Source organism: Sphingomonas flavalba, from assembly GCF_004796535.1.
Taxonomy (GTDB): Bacteria; Pseudomonadota; Alphaproteobacteria; order Sphingomonadales; family Sphingomonadaceae; genus Sphingomonas_L; species Sphingomonas_L flavalba.
Genome location: NZ_SPHY01000004.1, coordinates 166,697 through 182,047, shown reverse-complemented (window position 1 = coordinate 182,047; position 15,351 = coordinate 166,697). Strand labels below are relative to the sequence as shown.

15 protein-coding genes are annotated in these 15,351 nt (G+C 71.4%); 11 read left to right on the top strand and 4 right to left on the bottom strand.

Annotated elements, in window-relative coordinates:
• Window positions 1–28 precede the first annotated feature (28 nt).
• The 8 genes from E4A53_RS06265 (at window position 29) to E4A53_RS06230 (ending at window position 8,945) form a co-directional block, all read left to right on the top strand.
• Window positions 29–1,666 (top strand): tetratricopeptide repeat protein, encoded by a 1,638-nt coding sequence (locus tag E4A53_RS06265; protein WP_136162235.1) that lies wholly within the window; start codon window positions 29–31, stop codon window positions 1,664–1,666.
• Window positions 1,666–2,496 (top strand): 4-(cytidine 5'-diphospho)-2-C-methyl-D-erythritol kinase, encoded by an 831-nt coding sequence (locus E4A53_RS06260; protein ID WP_136162234.1) that lies wholly within the window; start codon window positions 1,666–1,668, stop codon window positions 2,494–2,496. The genes E4A53_RS06265 and E4A53_RS06260 overlap by 1 nt, the downstream gene beginning before the upstream one ends.
• A gap of 225 nt (window positions 2,497–2,721) precedes the next feature.
• Window positions 2,722–3,534: an enoyl-CoA hydratase/isomerase family protein gene (locus E4A53_RS06255; protein ID WP_239018158.1), complete on the top strand. Its 813-nt coding sequence runs from the start codon at window positions 2,722–2,724 to the stop codon at window positions 3,532–3,534.
• On the top strand, window positions 3,535–4,269 hold the full coding sequence (locus E4A53_RS06250; RefSeq protein ID WP_136162233.1) for an N-formylglutamate amidohydrolase: 735 nt from the start codon (window positions 3,535–3,537) through the stop codon (window positions 4,267–4,269). It abuts the gene before it with no gap.
• Window positions 4,270–4,299: 30 nt separating this feature from the next.
• A complete protein-coding gene (ilvD, locus tag E4A53_RS06245) occupies window positions 4,300–6,021 on the top strand; it encodes a dihydroxy-acid dehydratase (protein WP_136162232.1) in 1,722 nt (573 codons plus the stop codon).
• A complete protein-coding gene (locus E4A53_RS06240; RefSeq protein ID WP_239018157.1) occupies window positions 6,002–6,376 on the top strand; it encodes a hypothetical protein in 375 nt (124 codons plus the stop codon). Before ilvD ends, E4A53_RS06240 begins: the two co-directional genes overlap by 20 nt.
• A 2-nt stretch (window positions 6,377–6,378) precedes the next feature.
• Entirely contained in the window at window positions 6,379–7,746 is a 1,368-nt protein-coding gene (locus E4A53_RS06235; RefSeq protein ID WP_136162231.1) for an NAD(P)H-hydrate dehydratase, read from the top strand.
• Window positions 7,743–8,945, top strand: coding sequence for a class I SAM-dependent RNA methyltransferase (locus tag E4A53_RS06230; protein ID WP_136162230.1), 1,203 nt, complete (start codon window positions 7,743–7,745; stop codon window positions 8,943–8,945). Before E4A53_RS06235 ends, E4A53_RS06230 begins: the two co-directional genes overlap by 4 nt.
• Before the next feature lie 51 nt (window positions 8,946–8,996).
• Here E4A53_RS06230 and E4A53_RS06225 read toward each other — a convergent pair whose 3' ends face one another.
• From E4A53_RS06225 to E4A53_RS06210, 4 genes are all read right to left on the bottom strand, one after another.
• Window positions 8,997–10,100, bottom strand: coding sequence for a ScyD/ScyE family protein (locus tag E4A53_RS06225; RefSeq protein WP_168694322.1), 1,104 nt, complete (start codon window positions 10,098–10,100; stop codon window positions 8,997–8,999).
• Window positions 10,101–10,380: 280 nt separating this feature from the next.
• A complete protein-coding gene (locus E4A53_RS06220; protein WP_136162228.1) occupies window positions 10,381–10,800 on the bottom strand; it encodes an MAPEG family protein in 420 nt (139 codons plus the stop codon).
• A gap of 68 nt (window positions 10,801–10,868) precedes the next feature.
• Window positions 10,869–11,918, bottom strand: a complete 1,050-nt coding sequence (locus E4A53_RS06215; RefSeq protein WP_136162227.1) for a 1,9-bis(guanidino)-5-aza-nonane synthase — start codon at window positions 11,916–11,918, stop codon at window positions 10,869–10,871.
• A 106-nt stretch (window positions 11,919–12,024) separates the two neighbouring features.
• Window positions 12,025–13,212 carry a type III PLP-dependent enzyme gene (locus E4A53_RS06210; RefSeq protein ID WP_136162226.1) on the bottom strand — a complete coding sequence of 396 codons (1,188 nt, stop codon included), beginning with the start codon at window positions 13,210–13,212 and terminating at the stop codon, window positions 12,025–12,027.
• Between the two features lie 200 nt (window positions 13,213–13,412).
• Between E4A53_RS06210 and E4A53_RS06205 the strand changes: the two genes are divergently transcribed.
• The 3 genes from E4A53_RS06205 to E4A53_RS06200 all read left to right on the top strand — a co-directional run bounded on the left by E4A53_RS06205 (window position 13,413) and on the right by E4A53_RS06200 (window position 15,344).
• Window positions 13,413–14,306, top strand: a complete 894-nt coding sequence (locus E4A53_RS06205; protein ID WP_420822609.1) for a threonine ammonia-lyase — start codon at window positions 13,413–13,415, stop codon at window positions 14,304–14,306.
• On the top strand, window positions 14,303–14,473 hold the full coding sequence (locus tag E4A53_RS14605; RefSeq protein WP_168694321.1) for a hypothetical protein: 171 nt from the start codon (window positions 14,303–14,305) through the stop codon (window positions 14,471–14,473). The genes E4A53_RS06205 and E4A53_RS14605 overlap by 4 nt, the downstream gene beginning before the upstream one ends.
• A gap of 169 nt (window positions 14,474–14,642) precedes the next feature.
• The gene (locus E4A53_RS06200; RefSeq protein ID WP_136162224.1) at window positions 14,643–15,344 is read left to right on the top strand and encodes a PEPxxWA-CTERM sorting domain-containing protein; all 702 of its coding nucleotides are present in this window, start codon (window positions 14,643–14,645) and stop codon (window positions 15,342–15,344) included.
• The last annotated feature ends 7 nt before the right edge of the window (window positions 15,345–15,351 follow it).

Here is a 15,351-nt window from a genome sequence, read left to right as displayed (position 1 = left end):
GCGCGCCCTGCTCCTGCTGGCGGCGGCATTGGTCGCGCCCGCCGCGGCGACCGTCGGGAACGACCGGGCGGCGATCGGCGCCTATGTCCACGCCCGGCTGGCGGATTCGACCGGCGCGACGGAGATCGCCAACCGCAGCTATGCGGAGCTGCTCGATCAGCGGCCGGACGATGTCGTCCTCGCCAGCCGCGCCTATCGGCAGGCGATGACCACCGGCGACATCACGCTGGCGCTGCGCGCCGCCGCCCCGCTCGACCGGGCCGGGGTGCTGCCGGCCGACGGGCGGCTGCTGCTGTTCGTCGCGGCGGTGCGGACGAAGGACTGGGCGGCGGCGGAACGGATCACCGACCGCGTCGCCAGCGACGGCAATTTCGATTTCCTGGTGCCGATGCTGCGCGCCTGGGTCGCGTTCGGCGCCAGGCGCGGCGACCCGGTCGCCATCCTCGATGCCGCGCCGGCCAGCGCGCTCGGCGGCGCCTACCGACCGGCCCAGCGCATCCTGCTCCAGCTCGCGCTGGGCCGCTACGAGGATGCCCGGCTGGAGGCGCGGGCGCTCGCGGCCACCGGCACCGCCCATGCCGGCGAGCTGCGCCTGACCGCCGCCGCGACGCTGGCGGCACAGGGGCGCAGGGACGCGGCGCTGACCTTGCTGGAAGGGGATGCGCCCGGGCTGGTCAAGGCACGCGAAATGCTTGCCGCCGGCAAGGCGCCGGTGCCGCCCGTCACCGACGCGCGCGGCGGCACCGCCTGGCTGCTTGGCCGGCTTGCCGCCGACATCGGCGCGCGCGCGCCGTCGCCGGGGGCGATCGCCATCGGCTGGCTGGCGCTGGCGCTCGCCCCCGATGACGACGCAACGCTGCTGCTCGTCGGGCGGATGCTGGCGGCCGGCGACGACGACTGGCCCGGCATCGACGACGCGGCGGCGTTGATGCTGGTCGAACGCGCCAACCCGGACGGCGTGTTCGCGGCGGCGCGCGAGCAGATCCGCGTCGGCCTGCTGATGCAGGCGGACGACAAGGCTGCGGCGCTGGACGAGGCGCTGGCGCTGGCCGGGCGGCCGGAGGCAACACTGGCCGATTTCGCCCGCCTCGGCGACATCTACACCCGGCTCGACCGGCATGGCGAAGCGGCGGAAGCCTATGGCCGCGCGGTGACGCTGGCCGAAGCCGATGGGCGCACGCAGGCGCTGCGCTGGAGCCTCTACCTGCTCTACGGCGGGGCGCTCGACCGCGCCGGCGACTGGAAGCGGGCGCTGCCGATGCTCGAAAAGGCGGTGGCGCTCGCCCCGCAGGAAGCGCATGCGCTCAACTATCTCGGCTATTCGAAGCTGGAGAAGAAGCAGGACATCGCCAACGCTACCCTGCTGGTCAAGCGGGCCGCCGCGCTGAAGCCGGATGACCCGGCGATCGCCGATTCGCTCGGCTATGCCTATTATCTGGGCGGCGATTACCCGCGCGCCATCCAGGCGCTGGAACGCGCCGTCGCCGGCCAGCCGGCCGATGCGACGATCAACGAGCATCTCGGCGACGCCTATTGGAAGGCCGGCCGCCGGTTCGAGGCGCGCTACGCCTGGCGGGCGGCGATGGCGACGGCGGAGGCCGCCGAGCATGACCGTCTGGCCGACAAGCTGGAGCGCGGGCTGGACCTCGTCCAAGCGCGGCGGTGATGGAAACCGCCTTCGCGAAGATCAACCTGGCGCTGCACGTCCGCGCGCGGCGGCCGGACGGCTATCATGCGATCGAGACGCTGTTCGCCTTCGCCGAGGACGGCGACCGGCTGACCGCCGAGGATGGGAACGGCGTCCGCCTGAGCGTATCCGGCCGGTTCGCCGCCGGGCTGGACGCCGGGCCGGCGAACCTCGTCCACCGCGCGGCGAGCGAGCTGCGCGCCGCCTTTGCGGTTGCCGATGGCGTTGCCCTCCAACTAGACAAGCGGCTGCCGGTCGCCGCCGGGCTGGGTGGCGGCTCGGCCGATGCGGCGGCGGCGCTGCGGCTGCTCGCCCGCCGCTGGCGGATCGCGCCGGACGCGCCGGAAATCGGCGCGATCGCCCGCCGGCTCGGCGCCGACGTGTCCGCCTGCCTCGCCAGCACACCCGCCCATGGCAGCGAGCGCGGGGACCGGCTGGCGCCGGTGGCGTTGCCGGGGCTGTCGGGGCAGCCGCTGCTTCTGGTCAATCCCGGTGTGCCGCTTGCCACCGCGCCGGTGTTCGCCGGCTGGGACGGCGTCGATCGCGGCCCGCTCACCGCCCCGGCGACGCTTGCGGCGCTGGGGGCCGCACGCAACGACCTGACCGCGCCGGCGACCGCGCTCGTCCCCGCCATCGCGCCGCTGCTCGCTTGGCTTGGCGCGCAGCCGGGCGTGGTGCTGGCGCGGATGTCCGGCTCCGGCGCGAGCTGCTTCGCGCTGTTCGCCGACGCCGCCGGGCGAGACGCGGCGGCGACGGCGGTCGCCGGGCGCTTCCCCGGCTGCTGGTGTCTCGCTACCAGACTGCGATGACCCGGCCGTCCCGATTCGATACGCGCCTGGCGCCGCCCGCCTGCCGCCTTTCGCGCCAAACCGCGCATGGTCCGCATCTTGCGTGGCGCGGGGCAGCGGATCGGCCCGCCGGCGGGCGGCGCCCATCCGCCAATGGTCCGCGCCTTTGCGTGAGGCGTGCGTCATTCGGGCGGCGGGGGGCGGCGGCCTCCCGCCCGCCTTTCCGTGCGGCCGGGGGGTATCGGCATGAGCGGTGAACCGGCGGCGCTGGATGGCCTGGTGACGACGGCGCGCGCTGCCGCCGCCGACGACGCACTGTTCCATCTTGCCTTTGACGGCCATGTTGCGCGGCTGACGGTGGCGCGCGCGCGCCGCCGCAACGCCGTGCGCGGCGACGATTGGCGGGTGTTGCCCGCACTGGTCGAACAGGCGGCGCGGGGCGGGGCGCGGGTGATCCTGCTCGCCTCCGACGTGGCCGGCAGCTTTTCCGCCGGCGCGGACCTGAACGAACTGGCGGCGCTGCACGAGGACGCCGCCGCGCGGCTGCCGTTCCGCAATGTGATGCGCGCCGGGCTCGACGCGCTGCGCGCCAGCCCGGTGCCGGTGATCGCGCTGGTCGACGGCGACTGTTTCGGCGCGGGCGTCGCGCTCGCCATCGCCTGCGACATCCGCGTCGCCGGCCCGGCCGCGCGCTTCGCGGTAACCCCGGCGCGGCTGGGCATCAGCTATCCGTTTGCCGACATCGCCCGGCTGCGCGCGCTGGTCGGTGAAGGGCAGGCGGCGCGGCTGCTGCTGGCGGCGGAGGCGATCGACCGGGACGAGGCGCTGCGCATCGGCCTTGCGGAGCTTGCCGGTGGCGCCGCGCAGGCCGAAAAGCTCGCTGCCGCGATCGCCGCCAACGCCCCGTCCAGCGTTGCGGCGCTGAAGCACGGGCTGGCCGCCGCCGGCGACGACGCCGGCGAGAATCACGACCGCGCCTTCGACGCGGCATTCGGCGGGCCGGATTTCGCCGCCGGCCTTGCCGCCTTCCACGCCCGCCGGACGCCGGAATTCGATTAGATGCCGACGCCGCCCTGGTTCGATCATCTGCCCGGCTCGACGGACGGCAGCGATATCCTGCTGCTGGTCGACCATGCCGGCGCGGCGGTGCCGCCGGACGTGGCGCTCGGCATTCCCGACGCGCTGCTCACCGCCCATATCGCCGTCGACATCGGCGCCGATCCGCTGGCCCGCGCGCTGGCCGTGCGACTGGGGGCGGCGGCGTTCCTTGCCACCCTGTCCCGCCTCGTCGTCGACCTGAACCGCGACCCGGACGATCCCCGCGCCATTCCGGCGGCGAGCGACGGCCATGCCATCCCCGGCAATACCGGATTGTCGGTGGCAGCGCGCCAGGCGCGGCTCGACCGGTTCTGGGCGCCCTATCACGCCGCCATCGCCGCCGATATCGCCGCCGCGCGCCCGGCGCTGATCGTCGCGGTGCACAGCTTCACTCCGGCGCTGGCACAGGGCGGCGAACCACGACCCTGGCCGGTCGGGCTGCTCTATAACCGCGACGACCGCGCCGCCCGCATCGCCCTCTCTCTGCTGGCGGAGGCCGGTTTTACCGTCGGCGACAACCAGCCCTATTCGGGCAAGCTGCTCAACGCGACGATGAACCGCCATGCGGAGGCGCATGCCATTCCCTATCTGGCGCTGGAAATCCGCAACGACGGGCTGGCCGATGCCGCCGGTATTGCCCGCTGGGCCGAAATCCTTGCGCCGATCATCGCGATAGTACGCAACAGACTTGCGTAATTCCCCCCGGTGGGGACATAGGCGTGCGCGATGACACAGACATTCGACAAGGCGCGGCTCCCCAGCCGCCACGTCTCGGTCGGCCCCGAACGGGCGCCGCACCGCAGCTATTACTATGCGATGGGCCTGGATGCGGAAGCGATCGCCCGGCCGTTCGTCGGCGTCGTGTCGGCGGGCAACGACAGCGCGCCGTGCAATACCACGCTCGACATGCAGGCCGACGCGTCCCGCGACGGCGTGATCGAGGGCGGCGGCACCCCGCGCCGGTTCAACACCATCACCGTCACCGACGGCATCGCGATGGGCCATCAGGGGATGAAGGCGTCGCTGGTCAGCCGCGAGGTCATCGCCGATTCGGTTGAACTCAGCATGCGCGGCCATTGTTACGATGCGCTGCTCGCCTTTGCCGGCTGTGACAAGTCGCTGCCCGGCATGATGATGGCGATGCTGCGGCTGAACGTGCCGGCGATCTTCGTCTATGGCGGGTCGATCCTGCCCGGCACCTGGCAGGGCCGCGACGTGACCGTCATCGACGTGTTCGAGGCGGTCGGCCGCCACGCCGCCGGCGGCTGCCCGCTCAGCGAGCTGACCGCGCTGGAAAAGGTCGCCTGCCCCGGCCACGGCGCCTGCGGTGGGCAGTACACCGCCAACACCATGGCCTGCGTGGCGGAGGCGATCGGCCTGTCGCTGCCCAACAGCAACATGATGCCGGCGCCCTACCGCGCGCGCGACGAATATGCCCGCGCCGCCGGGCGGCAGGTAATGAACCTGCTCGCCGCCAACCTGCGCCCGCGCACGATCTGCACGCGCGAGGCGTTCGAGAACGCGGCGCGCGTCGTCGCCGCGACCGGCGGATCGACCAATGCCGGCCTGCATCTGCCGGCGATGGCGAGCGAGGCGGGCATCGATTTCGACCTGTTCGACGTGGCGGAGATCTTCAAGACCACGCCCTATATCGCCGACCTGAAGCCCGGCGGCCAATATGTCGCAAAGGACATGCACGAGGCCGGCGGCGTCTACATGTTGATGAAGACGCTGCTCGCCGAAGGGCTGCTCCACGGCGACTGCATCACCGTCACCGGCAAGACGCTGGGCGAGAATATCGATCAGGTGACGTGGAACCCGGACCAGAAGGTGATCCACGACGCGCGCGCGCCGCTGTCGCCGACCGGCGGCGTCGTCGGCCTGCGCGGCTCGCTGGCGCCGGACGGCGCGATCGTGAAGGTCGCCGGTATGCACCGGCTGGCGTTCGAAGGCCCGGCGCGGGTGTTCGATTGCGAGGAGGATGCGTTCGAGGCGGTCGAGGCGCGCACCGTCGCCGAAGGCTCGGTCATCGTCATCCGCTACGAAGGGCCGAAGGGCGGGCCGGGAATGCGCGAAATGCTGTCGACCACCGCCGCGCTTTACGGGCAGGGGCTGGGCGAGAAGATGGCGCTGGTCACCGACGGCCGCTTTTCCGGCGGCACGCGCGGCTTCTGCATCGGCCATGTCGGGCCGGAAGCGGCGGTCGGCGGGCCAATCGCTCTGGTTGAGGACGGCGACATCATCCGTATCGACGCGGTAGCCGGCACCATCGACCTGGCGGTGGCGGACGATGTGCTGGCGGAACGCCGCGCCCGCTGGGCGCCGCGCAGCAACGACTATCAGTCCGGCGCGCTGTGGCGCTATGCGCAGAATGTCGGCCCGGCCTATAAGGGTGCGTTGACGCATCCGGGGGCGCGGTCCGAAACCCATGTCTACGCCGACATCTGATTGCGCGTCGTTCCTCGTCGCGGCGGCTGCGGCGCTGGCGCTCGGCGGCTGCAACGGGCCGGAGCCGGCGGCGTCCGCCGCGCGCGACGGCGCCTTGGCCTGCGCCCCCGCCGGCGCGGAGAGTTTCGCCGCCGCCTGCACGCTTGAACGCCGGGTTGGCGCGGACGGGCTGGAACTGACCGTCCGCAATCCCGGCGGCGGCTTCCACCGGCTGCTGGTCACCGGCGATGGGCGCGGCGTCGTCGCGGCGGATGGCGCCGAGGCGGCCGAAGTCAGCATCGTCGGCGCGGGCGAGATCGAGGTGGCGATCGGCGGCGACCGCTACCGGCTGCCGGCAACGGTCAGGAGGCGCTGAGCATGGCTGGCCTCCCGGTGTTGACCGCCGCGGAGACCCGCGCGGCGGAAGCGGCGGCGATCGCCGCCGGCACCAGCGTGACGGTGCTGATGGAACGGGCCGGGCGCGCCGTCGCCGACCTAGCCTGGCGGATCGCCGGGGCCCATCATCCGATCCTGATCCTCTGCGGCCCCGGCAACAACGGCGGCGACGGCTATGTCGCGGCACGTATCCTGGGCGAGCGCGGCGCCCCGGTCACCGTCGCCGCCCTCGCCGACCCGGCAACCGATGCCGCCCGCGCGGCGCGAAACCGCTGGACCGGGTCAGTGGTGCCGCTGGCGGCGGCCGGCCACGCCTTCCTGATCGTCGACGCGCTGTTCGGCACCGGTCTTACCCGTCCGCTGTCCGCTGGGGTGGAGGCAGCGCTCGCCGTTCCGGCGCGCCACCGCATCGCCGTTGACGTGCCGAGCGGCGTGGTCACGGATGACGGCGCGCTGCTTGGCGCGGTGCCGCGCTACACCGCGACGCTGGCGCTCGGCGCGCTGAAGCCGGCGCATCTGCTCCAGCCCGCCGCCGGCCATTGCGGCCGGCTGTTCGTCGCCGACATCGGCCTGTCGGCCCCGTCCGCCGTTCACACCGTCGCCCGCCCGGCGCTCGCCCCGCCGTCGCCCGCCGACCATAAATACACCCGCGGCCTCGTCGCGGTCGTCGGCGGGGCGATGCCCGGTGCCGCCCGGCTTGCCGCCAACGCCGCTGCCCATGCCGGCGCCGGCTATGTGCTGTTGCTCGGCACCGGTGGCGGCGGCCTGCCCGATGCCATCGTCACCCGCCCGGCCGATGCGCTGGCGGAGGCGGTCGCCGACCACCGTCTTGGCGCGCTGCTCGTCGGCCCCGGCCTTGGCGCGGATGGCGCCGCGCCGCTCGCCGCCGCGCTCGCCGCCGCGGCGCCGCTGGTCCTCGACGGCGATGCGCTGCGGCAGGTGACGCCACAGGCGGTCGCCGGCCGCGCCGCGCCCACCATCCTGACCCCGCATGACGGCGAATTCGCCGCGCTGTTCGGCGCGCTCCCGGGTTCGAAGATCGACCGAGTCCGCGCCGCCGCCGCCCGCGCTGACGCCGTCGTCATCGCCAAGGGGGCGGACACCGTCATCGCCGCGCCGGACGGCACAGTGCGGATCGCCGGCGGCGCGTCGCCCTGGCTGTCGACCGCCGGCACCGGCGACGTGCTCGCCGGCATCGTCGCCGCGCAACTGGCGCGCGGCCTTGCCCCGCTGGCGGCGGCGGAGGCTGCGGTCTGGCTGCATGGCGAGGCGGCCCGCCGCGCCGACCCGGCCTTCGTCGCCGACGCGCTCGTCGCCCGCCTGCCCGCCGCGCTCGGCGCCGCGCTGTGAGCGATGCCGACCTGATCGTCCGCGTCGCGGCGCGCGGTGACGGCGTCACCGCCGACGGCCGCCACGCGCCGCTCGCCGCGCCGGGCGACCGGCTGCAGGACGGCATCGTCGTCGCCGGCCCGCATCACGTCGCGCCGGTCTGCCGCCACTTCCCGACCTGCGGCGGCTGCCTGCTCCAACATCTCGACATGCTCAGCCAGGCCCGGTTCGTCGCTGACCGCATCGCCGGCGCGCTGGCGGCGCAGGGCGTGCCGGCGCCGCCCTTCGCGCCGACCCATCTGTCGCCGCCGCACAGCCGCCGCCGCGCGTCGCTCCGCGCCGAGCGGCGCGGGAAACGGGTGCTGATCGGCTTCAGCGAGGGCGGCAGCCACCGTATCGTCGACATGGCGGAATGCGCGATCCTGGCGCCCGAACTGTTTGCGCTGGTCGCGCCGCTGCGCACGCTGCTCGGCGGCCTGCTCGCCGACCGGCGCGGCGCGGAGGTACGGATGACGCTCGCCGATCAGGGCGTCGACCTGCTGCTCGCCAAGGTCGCGGCGGACGGGCTGGCGGCGGCGGAGGCGCTGACCGATTTCGCCGCCCGCCACGCGCTCGCCCGGCTGGCGATCGACGACGGTTACGGCCCGCAGACTCGGTGGGAGCCGCAGCCGGTGACCGTCACGCTCGGCGGCGTCGCCGTGCCGCTGCCGCACAATGCCTTCCTGCAGGCGACGGCAGATGGCGAGGCGGCGCTGGTCGCGGCGGTGAAGGCGGCGGTCGACGGGGCGGCGACGGTCGCCGACCTGTTCGCCGGCCTCGGCACCTTCGCGCTGGCGCTGCCCGGCCGCGTCTACGCGGCGGAGGCGGGGCGCGACGCGGTGCTGGCGCTGAAGGCGGCGGTGGGCGCCGCCGGGCGCCCGTTGGCGGTCGAGCATCGCGACCTTTATCGTCGGCCGCTGATGACCGCTGACCTCGACCGTTTCGCCGCCGTCGTTCTCGATCCGCCGCGCGCCGGCGCGGCCGAGCAGGTCGCCCAGCTCGCGTCGTCGCGGGTGCCGGCGATCGCCTATGTCTCATGCAATCCGTCCAGCTTCGCCCGCGACGCGGCGGTGCTTGTCGCCGGCGGCTACCGCCTGACCGGCATCACCCCGGTCGGCCAGTTCCGCTGGTCGACGCACGTGGAACTGTGCGCCGCCTTCGCACGCCCTGTAAGCGAGTAGGGCAGGATCCGGTCTGGCCCGCGGTCGGGCCACGCCCGGCCGCCGATAGGCTCAGGCCCAGCGCACGCGCGCGCGTGGATGCCGGCGCAATGCCCCGCCGATCAGCCCGAAGCCGAGGATCAGCATCGCCCAGCTTGCCGGCTCCGGCACCTGCGCGATCCGCAGCACCTGGCCGGTGCCCGGCGACGCGCTGAACTGGGTGACGTAGAAGGCGCCGTCCGGCCCGATCTCAAGCCCGGTCGACGCGATCAGCCCGCCGAAGATCGTGCTGTGGCTGCCGTCGCCGTTCAGCCGCTCGATCGACCCGAGCCCGCCGGTCAGCGGAAACTGTAACGCGTAGAGGCTGCCGTCGCTTCCCCACGCGATGTCGGTAATGTTGGTGAAGCCGGTGGCGTAGACGGTCCTGGTATTGGTCAGCGGGTCGATGCGGAAGATGTCGGCCGACCCCGGCGTGAACGGAAAGCCGGTCAGTTGACCGACGTAGAAGGCGCCGTCCGGGCCGACCGCGATGCCGGTCGGTACCACGTCGGGACCGCCGTTGGCGGGGAAGGTCGCAACGGTGGAAACGACCCCGGTGTCGGTGACGGCCAGCAGGGAGTTGCCGCCCGCGTCGGTCACCAGCAGCCCGCCGGGCCCGGCGGTCAGGTGATAGGGGTTGCTGTCGATCTGGTCGCCGGTCGGATTGTTGGCCAGTTCATAGGCGCCGAGGTCGGCGATCTTGGTCGTGGTCGCCCCGTCGAACGCGTAGAGTGATGCAAGGTTCGCCGCTTCAGGCGCCGCCCCCAGCTCGTTCGTGCGCTTGGACGGATTGGTGCCCAGGCCGACGACGAAATAGCCGGTGCCATTGTAGAAGGCGATGTCCTGCGGTCCGCTCGCCGCGCCGGTAACGGTGTTGGTGAATGCCGGCAGGCCGGTGATGATCCGCGTCTGCGTCCCGCCCGACACCTTGGTGATGGCGCCCGTCGTGCCGAAAGCGGCGGGTGCGCCTTCGCCGCCGATCGTGGTCGGGCCGCCGGGATTGAGCGCGCCGGCCTCGGCGATGTAGAGGGCGCCGTCCGGCCCGAAAGCGAGCCCGCGCGGATTGTCCAGCCCGGATGCGATGACGGTGCCGACATAGGTCGCTGCCTGCGTCGGGGCGGCCGCGGCCGCCAGCATGGCCAGTCCCCCGGCCACGGCAAGGGCGCTGGTTGTTCCGATGATTTTCACGTTTGTTCTCCCACCTGTTCGGATGCGAACGATCGCTGGGAGCGCGGCGGCTCTTTCCAATCGGACGGCCGTCATCGCAGGCAACGGTCGAACTCATTATGTCGAGCGACCCACCAAGCGAGGGAGGCTACTGCCGACCCGATCGAGTCGTCAAGAATGAGTTAACCATACCCCATTGAAACGCTTGGCGATCTTCGGAAACGCCGTCCATCGCGCGGGAGTCGGGGGCTTAGAACACCACCGCCAGCGCGCGGACCGCCAGCACGATCAGGCACAGCGTCGACAGGGTGAAGATCGCGAAGCGGACCATGATCCGGTTCCACACCGCCTGGACGATGCTGTGGGCGATGCGCAGGACGACATAGGCCCAGGCGATATGCGCGATATGGCCGTCGCCGGCGCCCGCCACCGCCAGCAGCAGCGCGACGGCGTAGAAGATCGTCGGCTGCTCCATCAGGTGGTTGTAATTGTCCGCCTTCCAGCGGACCTCGGGCGGCAATGTGCTGGTCAGCGTGCCCGGCGGCAGCGTCGGGTCCAGCCTGACCCGCGCCTTCTTCATCGCCGGGATGCGGGTGGCATACATCCACCCCCACATCACCAGCGACCAGGCGACAAGAACCGCGACCGGTTGCAGAATTTCGGCAGGCATCGGTACCCTCCCCCCTCAGGAAGCGGGAAGGGTGCGCGCATCACCCGGCCGATGCAAGGCCGTAACGGTCAGTCGAAAATCTTGCCCCAGGCGCGCTTAGGCCGGTCCTTCCACGCGCCGCGGTGCCACGCGTCGGAAGCGAGCAGCGGCATCACGCTGCCGGCTTCGGCATAGACCATCTGCTCGAGCGCGGTGTCGACCTTGCCCCAGCTTGCCGCTTCCTGCAGCGTCGAGGAGGAACAGGCGCCGTCGCGCACGTCGGCGACGGTGATCTGCACGGCGTATTTGTGCATCTCGACGCCCTCATGGCCAAGGATTTCGGCGCAGACGACGGTGTCCTGGATGAAGTTCTTCGGCACGCCGCCGCCGATCATCAGCAGGCCGGTGGTCCCCGCCTTGATCTTGATGTCGGTCAGCTCGCGGAAATCGGCGACCGCGTCGAGCACCATATAGGGCTTGCCCGCCTTGGCGCGCTCCACCTGGTGCTTGACCAGCCCGAAGCCGGCCGACGAGTCGACGAAGGCGGGGCAGAAGATCGGCACGTCATGCTCGAACGCCAGCCTGACCAGGCTGTTGTCCTTCTTGCCGTGCGCGGACAGATAACGCCCCATCTCGCGGATGAAGGCGCGGCTGGAATAGGGCTTCGGGTCCAGCCCCTCGGCGATCGCGAAGATCGTGTTGTCGCAGTCCTGAAGCTGCTCCTCGTCGATATAGGTGTCGTAGATACGGTCGATGTAGAGCGAGCGCAGCGTGTTGTCGTCCGGCACCTCGAGCGCCTGATAATGCTTGTGGCCAAGCCCTTCGAAGAAATCCATGTCGACGATCGACGCGCCGGTCGCGACCACGCCGTCGATCATGTTCGAGCGCAGCAACTCGGCATACAGGTCCATGCAGCCGCCGGCGGAGGTCGACCCGGCGATGACCAGGAAGATCGAACAGTCCTTGTCCTCCAGCATCTGGTTGTAGATGCGGGTGGCGCGGGCCAGGTCGCGGCTGGTGAAGCTCATCTTGCCCATCGAATCGATGATCGGCCGCGCGTCGAAGCTGCGGATGTCGACATGCTCGACGGTGGTCGACAGCAATTCCGCCTTGCGGGTGTCGTTGACGGGCTCGGTCATCACAAATCTCCAGCAAATTCGAACGTGATATATGCCGGCGCAGGCCGGCATCGCGCCCGTGCGGGCGGATGCCGGCCTGCGCCGGCGTGACAATCATCGGGGCCTGTTACAGCGTGACGACGTTGGACGGAACCTCGACCGCCGCTTCGTTCAGGTAGAGCGACGCCATCGGCTCGTCTTCCGCCTCGTGGGTCTCGTCCGACCCGAAGCCGTTGAAGCCGGTGCGCATCGCCGCGCCATAGGCGCCGAGCATGCCGATCTCCAGATAGTCGCCGGCGCGGGTGTCGGCGGGCAGCATGAACGGCCCGACCATGTGGTCGAGGTCGTCGCAGGTCGGCCCGTAGAAGCTGAACGGCATCGGCCGCGCCTCCGAATCCGGTTCGCGCAGCAGGGTGACCGGAAAACGCCAGCCGACGTGCGCCGCATCGAACAGCGCGCCATAGGCGCCGTCGTTGATGTACAGTTCGTCGCCGCGCCGCTTCTCGACGCGGACGATCAGCGACGAATATTCGGCGCACAGCGCCCGGCCCGGCTCGGCCCACAGCTCGGCCGAATAGCTGACCGGCAGGCTTTCGAACGCCCGGTGGATCGTCTCGAAATAGCGCTCCAGCGGTGGCGGCTCCATACCCGGATAGACCGAGGGAAAGCCGCCGCCGACATCGACCACGTCGACGGTCACCGCCGCCTCGACGATCGCCGCGCGCACCCGCTCCATCGCTTCGGCATAGGCCTCCGGCGTCATCGCCTGCGATCCGACGTGGAAGCAGATGCCAAGCGAATCCGCCGCCTGCCGCGCTGCAAACAGCAGCGCCTTCGCCTCGTCCGGCGCGGCGCCGAACTTGGCGGCGAGACTCAGCTTGCTGTGCTCGGACGACACCCGCAGCCGGACGCACAGCGTCAGGTCGGTCGCGTCGTCGGTCGCGCGCATGATCTTTTCGAGCTCGTCCAGGCTGTCGAGCGAGAAGGTGCGGATGCCGTGGGTGAAATAGGCCTCGGCGATCGCCTCTTCCGCCTTCACCGGGTGCATGAAGCACAGCGTCGCCTGCGGCAGCGTACGCGCCACCAGCCGCACCTCGGCGATCGAGGCGACGTCATAATGGGTGACGCCGGCATCCCACAGGATGCGCAGCAGGTCGGGGGACGGGTTCGCCTTGACCGCGTACAGCGTCCGGCCCGGAAACTTCTCGACGAAGAAGCGGGCCGCGCGCCGGGCGGCGTGCGGGCGAACGAGCGTGACCGGCTGAACCGGCCGCAGGGCGGCAGCTAGCCCCAGCGCGCTATGATGCTTGTGCAACTCAAGGGACCTCCGGGGGACAGTGTCTCGACAAAGCTGCCTTGCGGTGGAAGTCCCTTGGGGCAGCGGACGCGCGATATAGAAATAGCGTCCCCCCCTGTAAAGGGATTGAATCGCCCCACCCGATCATTCAGGAGAGGCCGGTGATCAGCCCGCGCCAACCCACTCGCGTCGGTGTCGTCAAGGCACTGGAAAAAATCGTGAAAGTCGTTCCGCCGACACCGCTCCTCACGCTCGACCGCGCCGACGGTCCGCTGTGGTGCAAGGCCGAATCGCTGCAGCCGATGGGCGCGTTCAAGCTGCGCGGCGCCTGGCACCGACTCACCGACCTCGATGCGGCGGCCCGCGCGCGCGGAGTCGTCGCCTTTTCATCGGGCAATCACGCCCAGGGCGTCGCCTGGGCGGCGCGGCGGCTTGGCATTGCCGCCGCCATCGTCATGCCGCGTGACGCGCCGGCGGCAAAGCTGGCTGCAACCCGCGCGCTAGGCGCCGAAATCATCCTCTACGACCGGCTGAGCGAAAGCCGTGAGGCGATCGCGGCGGCGCTCGCCGCCGAGCGCGGCGCGACGCTGGTGCCCAGCTTCGCCGATCCGTGGGTGGTGGAGGGGCAGGGCAGCGCCGGGCTGGAGGCGCTGGCCCAGATGCCGGAACCGCCGGCGCGGGTCGTCGTGCCGTGCGGCGGCGGCGGCCTGTCCGCCGGCATCGCGCTCGCCCTGCCGGACGCGGAGATCGTCGTCGTCGAGCCGGAGGGGTGGGACGATATGGGCCGCTCGCTGGCGGCCGGCACCATCCTGCCGGTCGAGACGCCGGCGCCGCCAACCGCCTGCGACGCCCTCCAGACCTTCCGCACCGATCCGATCACCTTCGACATCTTGCTGGCGCGCGGCGCGCGCGGCGTTTCGGTCAGCGAGGCGCAGATCGGCGCGGCAATGGCGGAGGCTTTCGCCCGGCTGCGGCTGGTCGTCGAGCCGGGCGGCGCGGTGGCGCTCGCCGCCGTCCTCGCCGGGGCGGTGCCGCCGGTCGATCGCACCCTCGTCATCCTGTCGGGCGGCAATGTCGATCCCGCCACCTTCTGCCGGATGATCGGGCAATGATCGGCGGCGGCTTCGCGGCGGTGCTGAGCGTGGTGATGCTGGTCGCCGCCGCGCTGATCATCGGCGGCGTCTACCTGCTGCGCACCGGTCAGGACCGCAAGCGCGGCTGGCTGATGCTGGTCGCGGCGCTGGTGCTGTTCGGCAACGTACTGATCTGGTCGGTCTAGCGATCGGCCGCTTGGGAGCGACGCCGCTTCCGCTCCGCGCCTCTGCGTTTTCGTGTCAATCTGGCACAGGCCATTTTTCCCGATGCCGCGGCTGACCCGCCGGCTTGGTTTCCGCCGCTTAAACCATAGCTGGCCGTTGCCGGCATGCCGAGAGGGGAAGGGGTGTAGCATGAAGGTTTTTCGTCTGTTGTCCGGCGGCGCTGCGGTGTCGCTGGCGGTATTGGCCAGCGGCGCGGCGACCGCCGAACCGGTCTACCTCAACAAGGACAACATCACCGTCGCGCTGGGTGCCAGCCACGCCGCGCAGGTCGCCGCCAATCCATCCAGGGGGCCGTTCGTCGACATCTCGATCGCCAGGGCGCTGGCCAACATCATCGACGCGCCGAGCGCGACCTATGAGGAAGTGCACAGCTCCGGCGGCAACGGCACCCATATCTGGGTCAGCGGCGGCCCGCTTGAGCTCGATTTCGATTTCCAGGCCGAATATGACCTGACAACGCTGCATTTCTGGAACTACCTGACCAACCAGTACAGCGTCGATACGATCGTGTTCACCTTCTACGACGCCGCTCGCAACCAGGTCGGCACGCTGACGGAATCGCCGCGCCTCGGCCGCAACGGCGCGAGCGGGCCGATCATCCCGGAAGATTATACGCTGAACTTCCCGTCGCGGGTCCGCTACGTCAACGCGGTGCTGAGCGGCAGCAACGGAGAGGTCGATTTCAACAATATCGGCTTCACCGCCCAGCTTTCGCCGCCGGTCATCGGCGGCGTGCCGGAACCGGCGACCTGGGCGATGCTGGTCGCCGGCTTCGGCATGATCGGTGCCGGGATGCGGAAACGGACACGCACCCCCGTCACCTGCGCCTGAAGGCCGG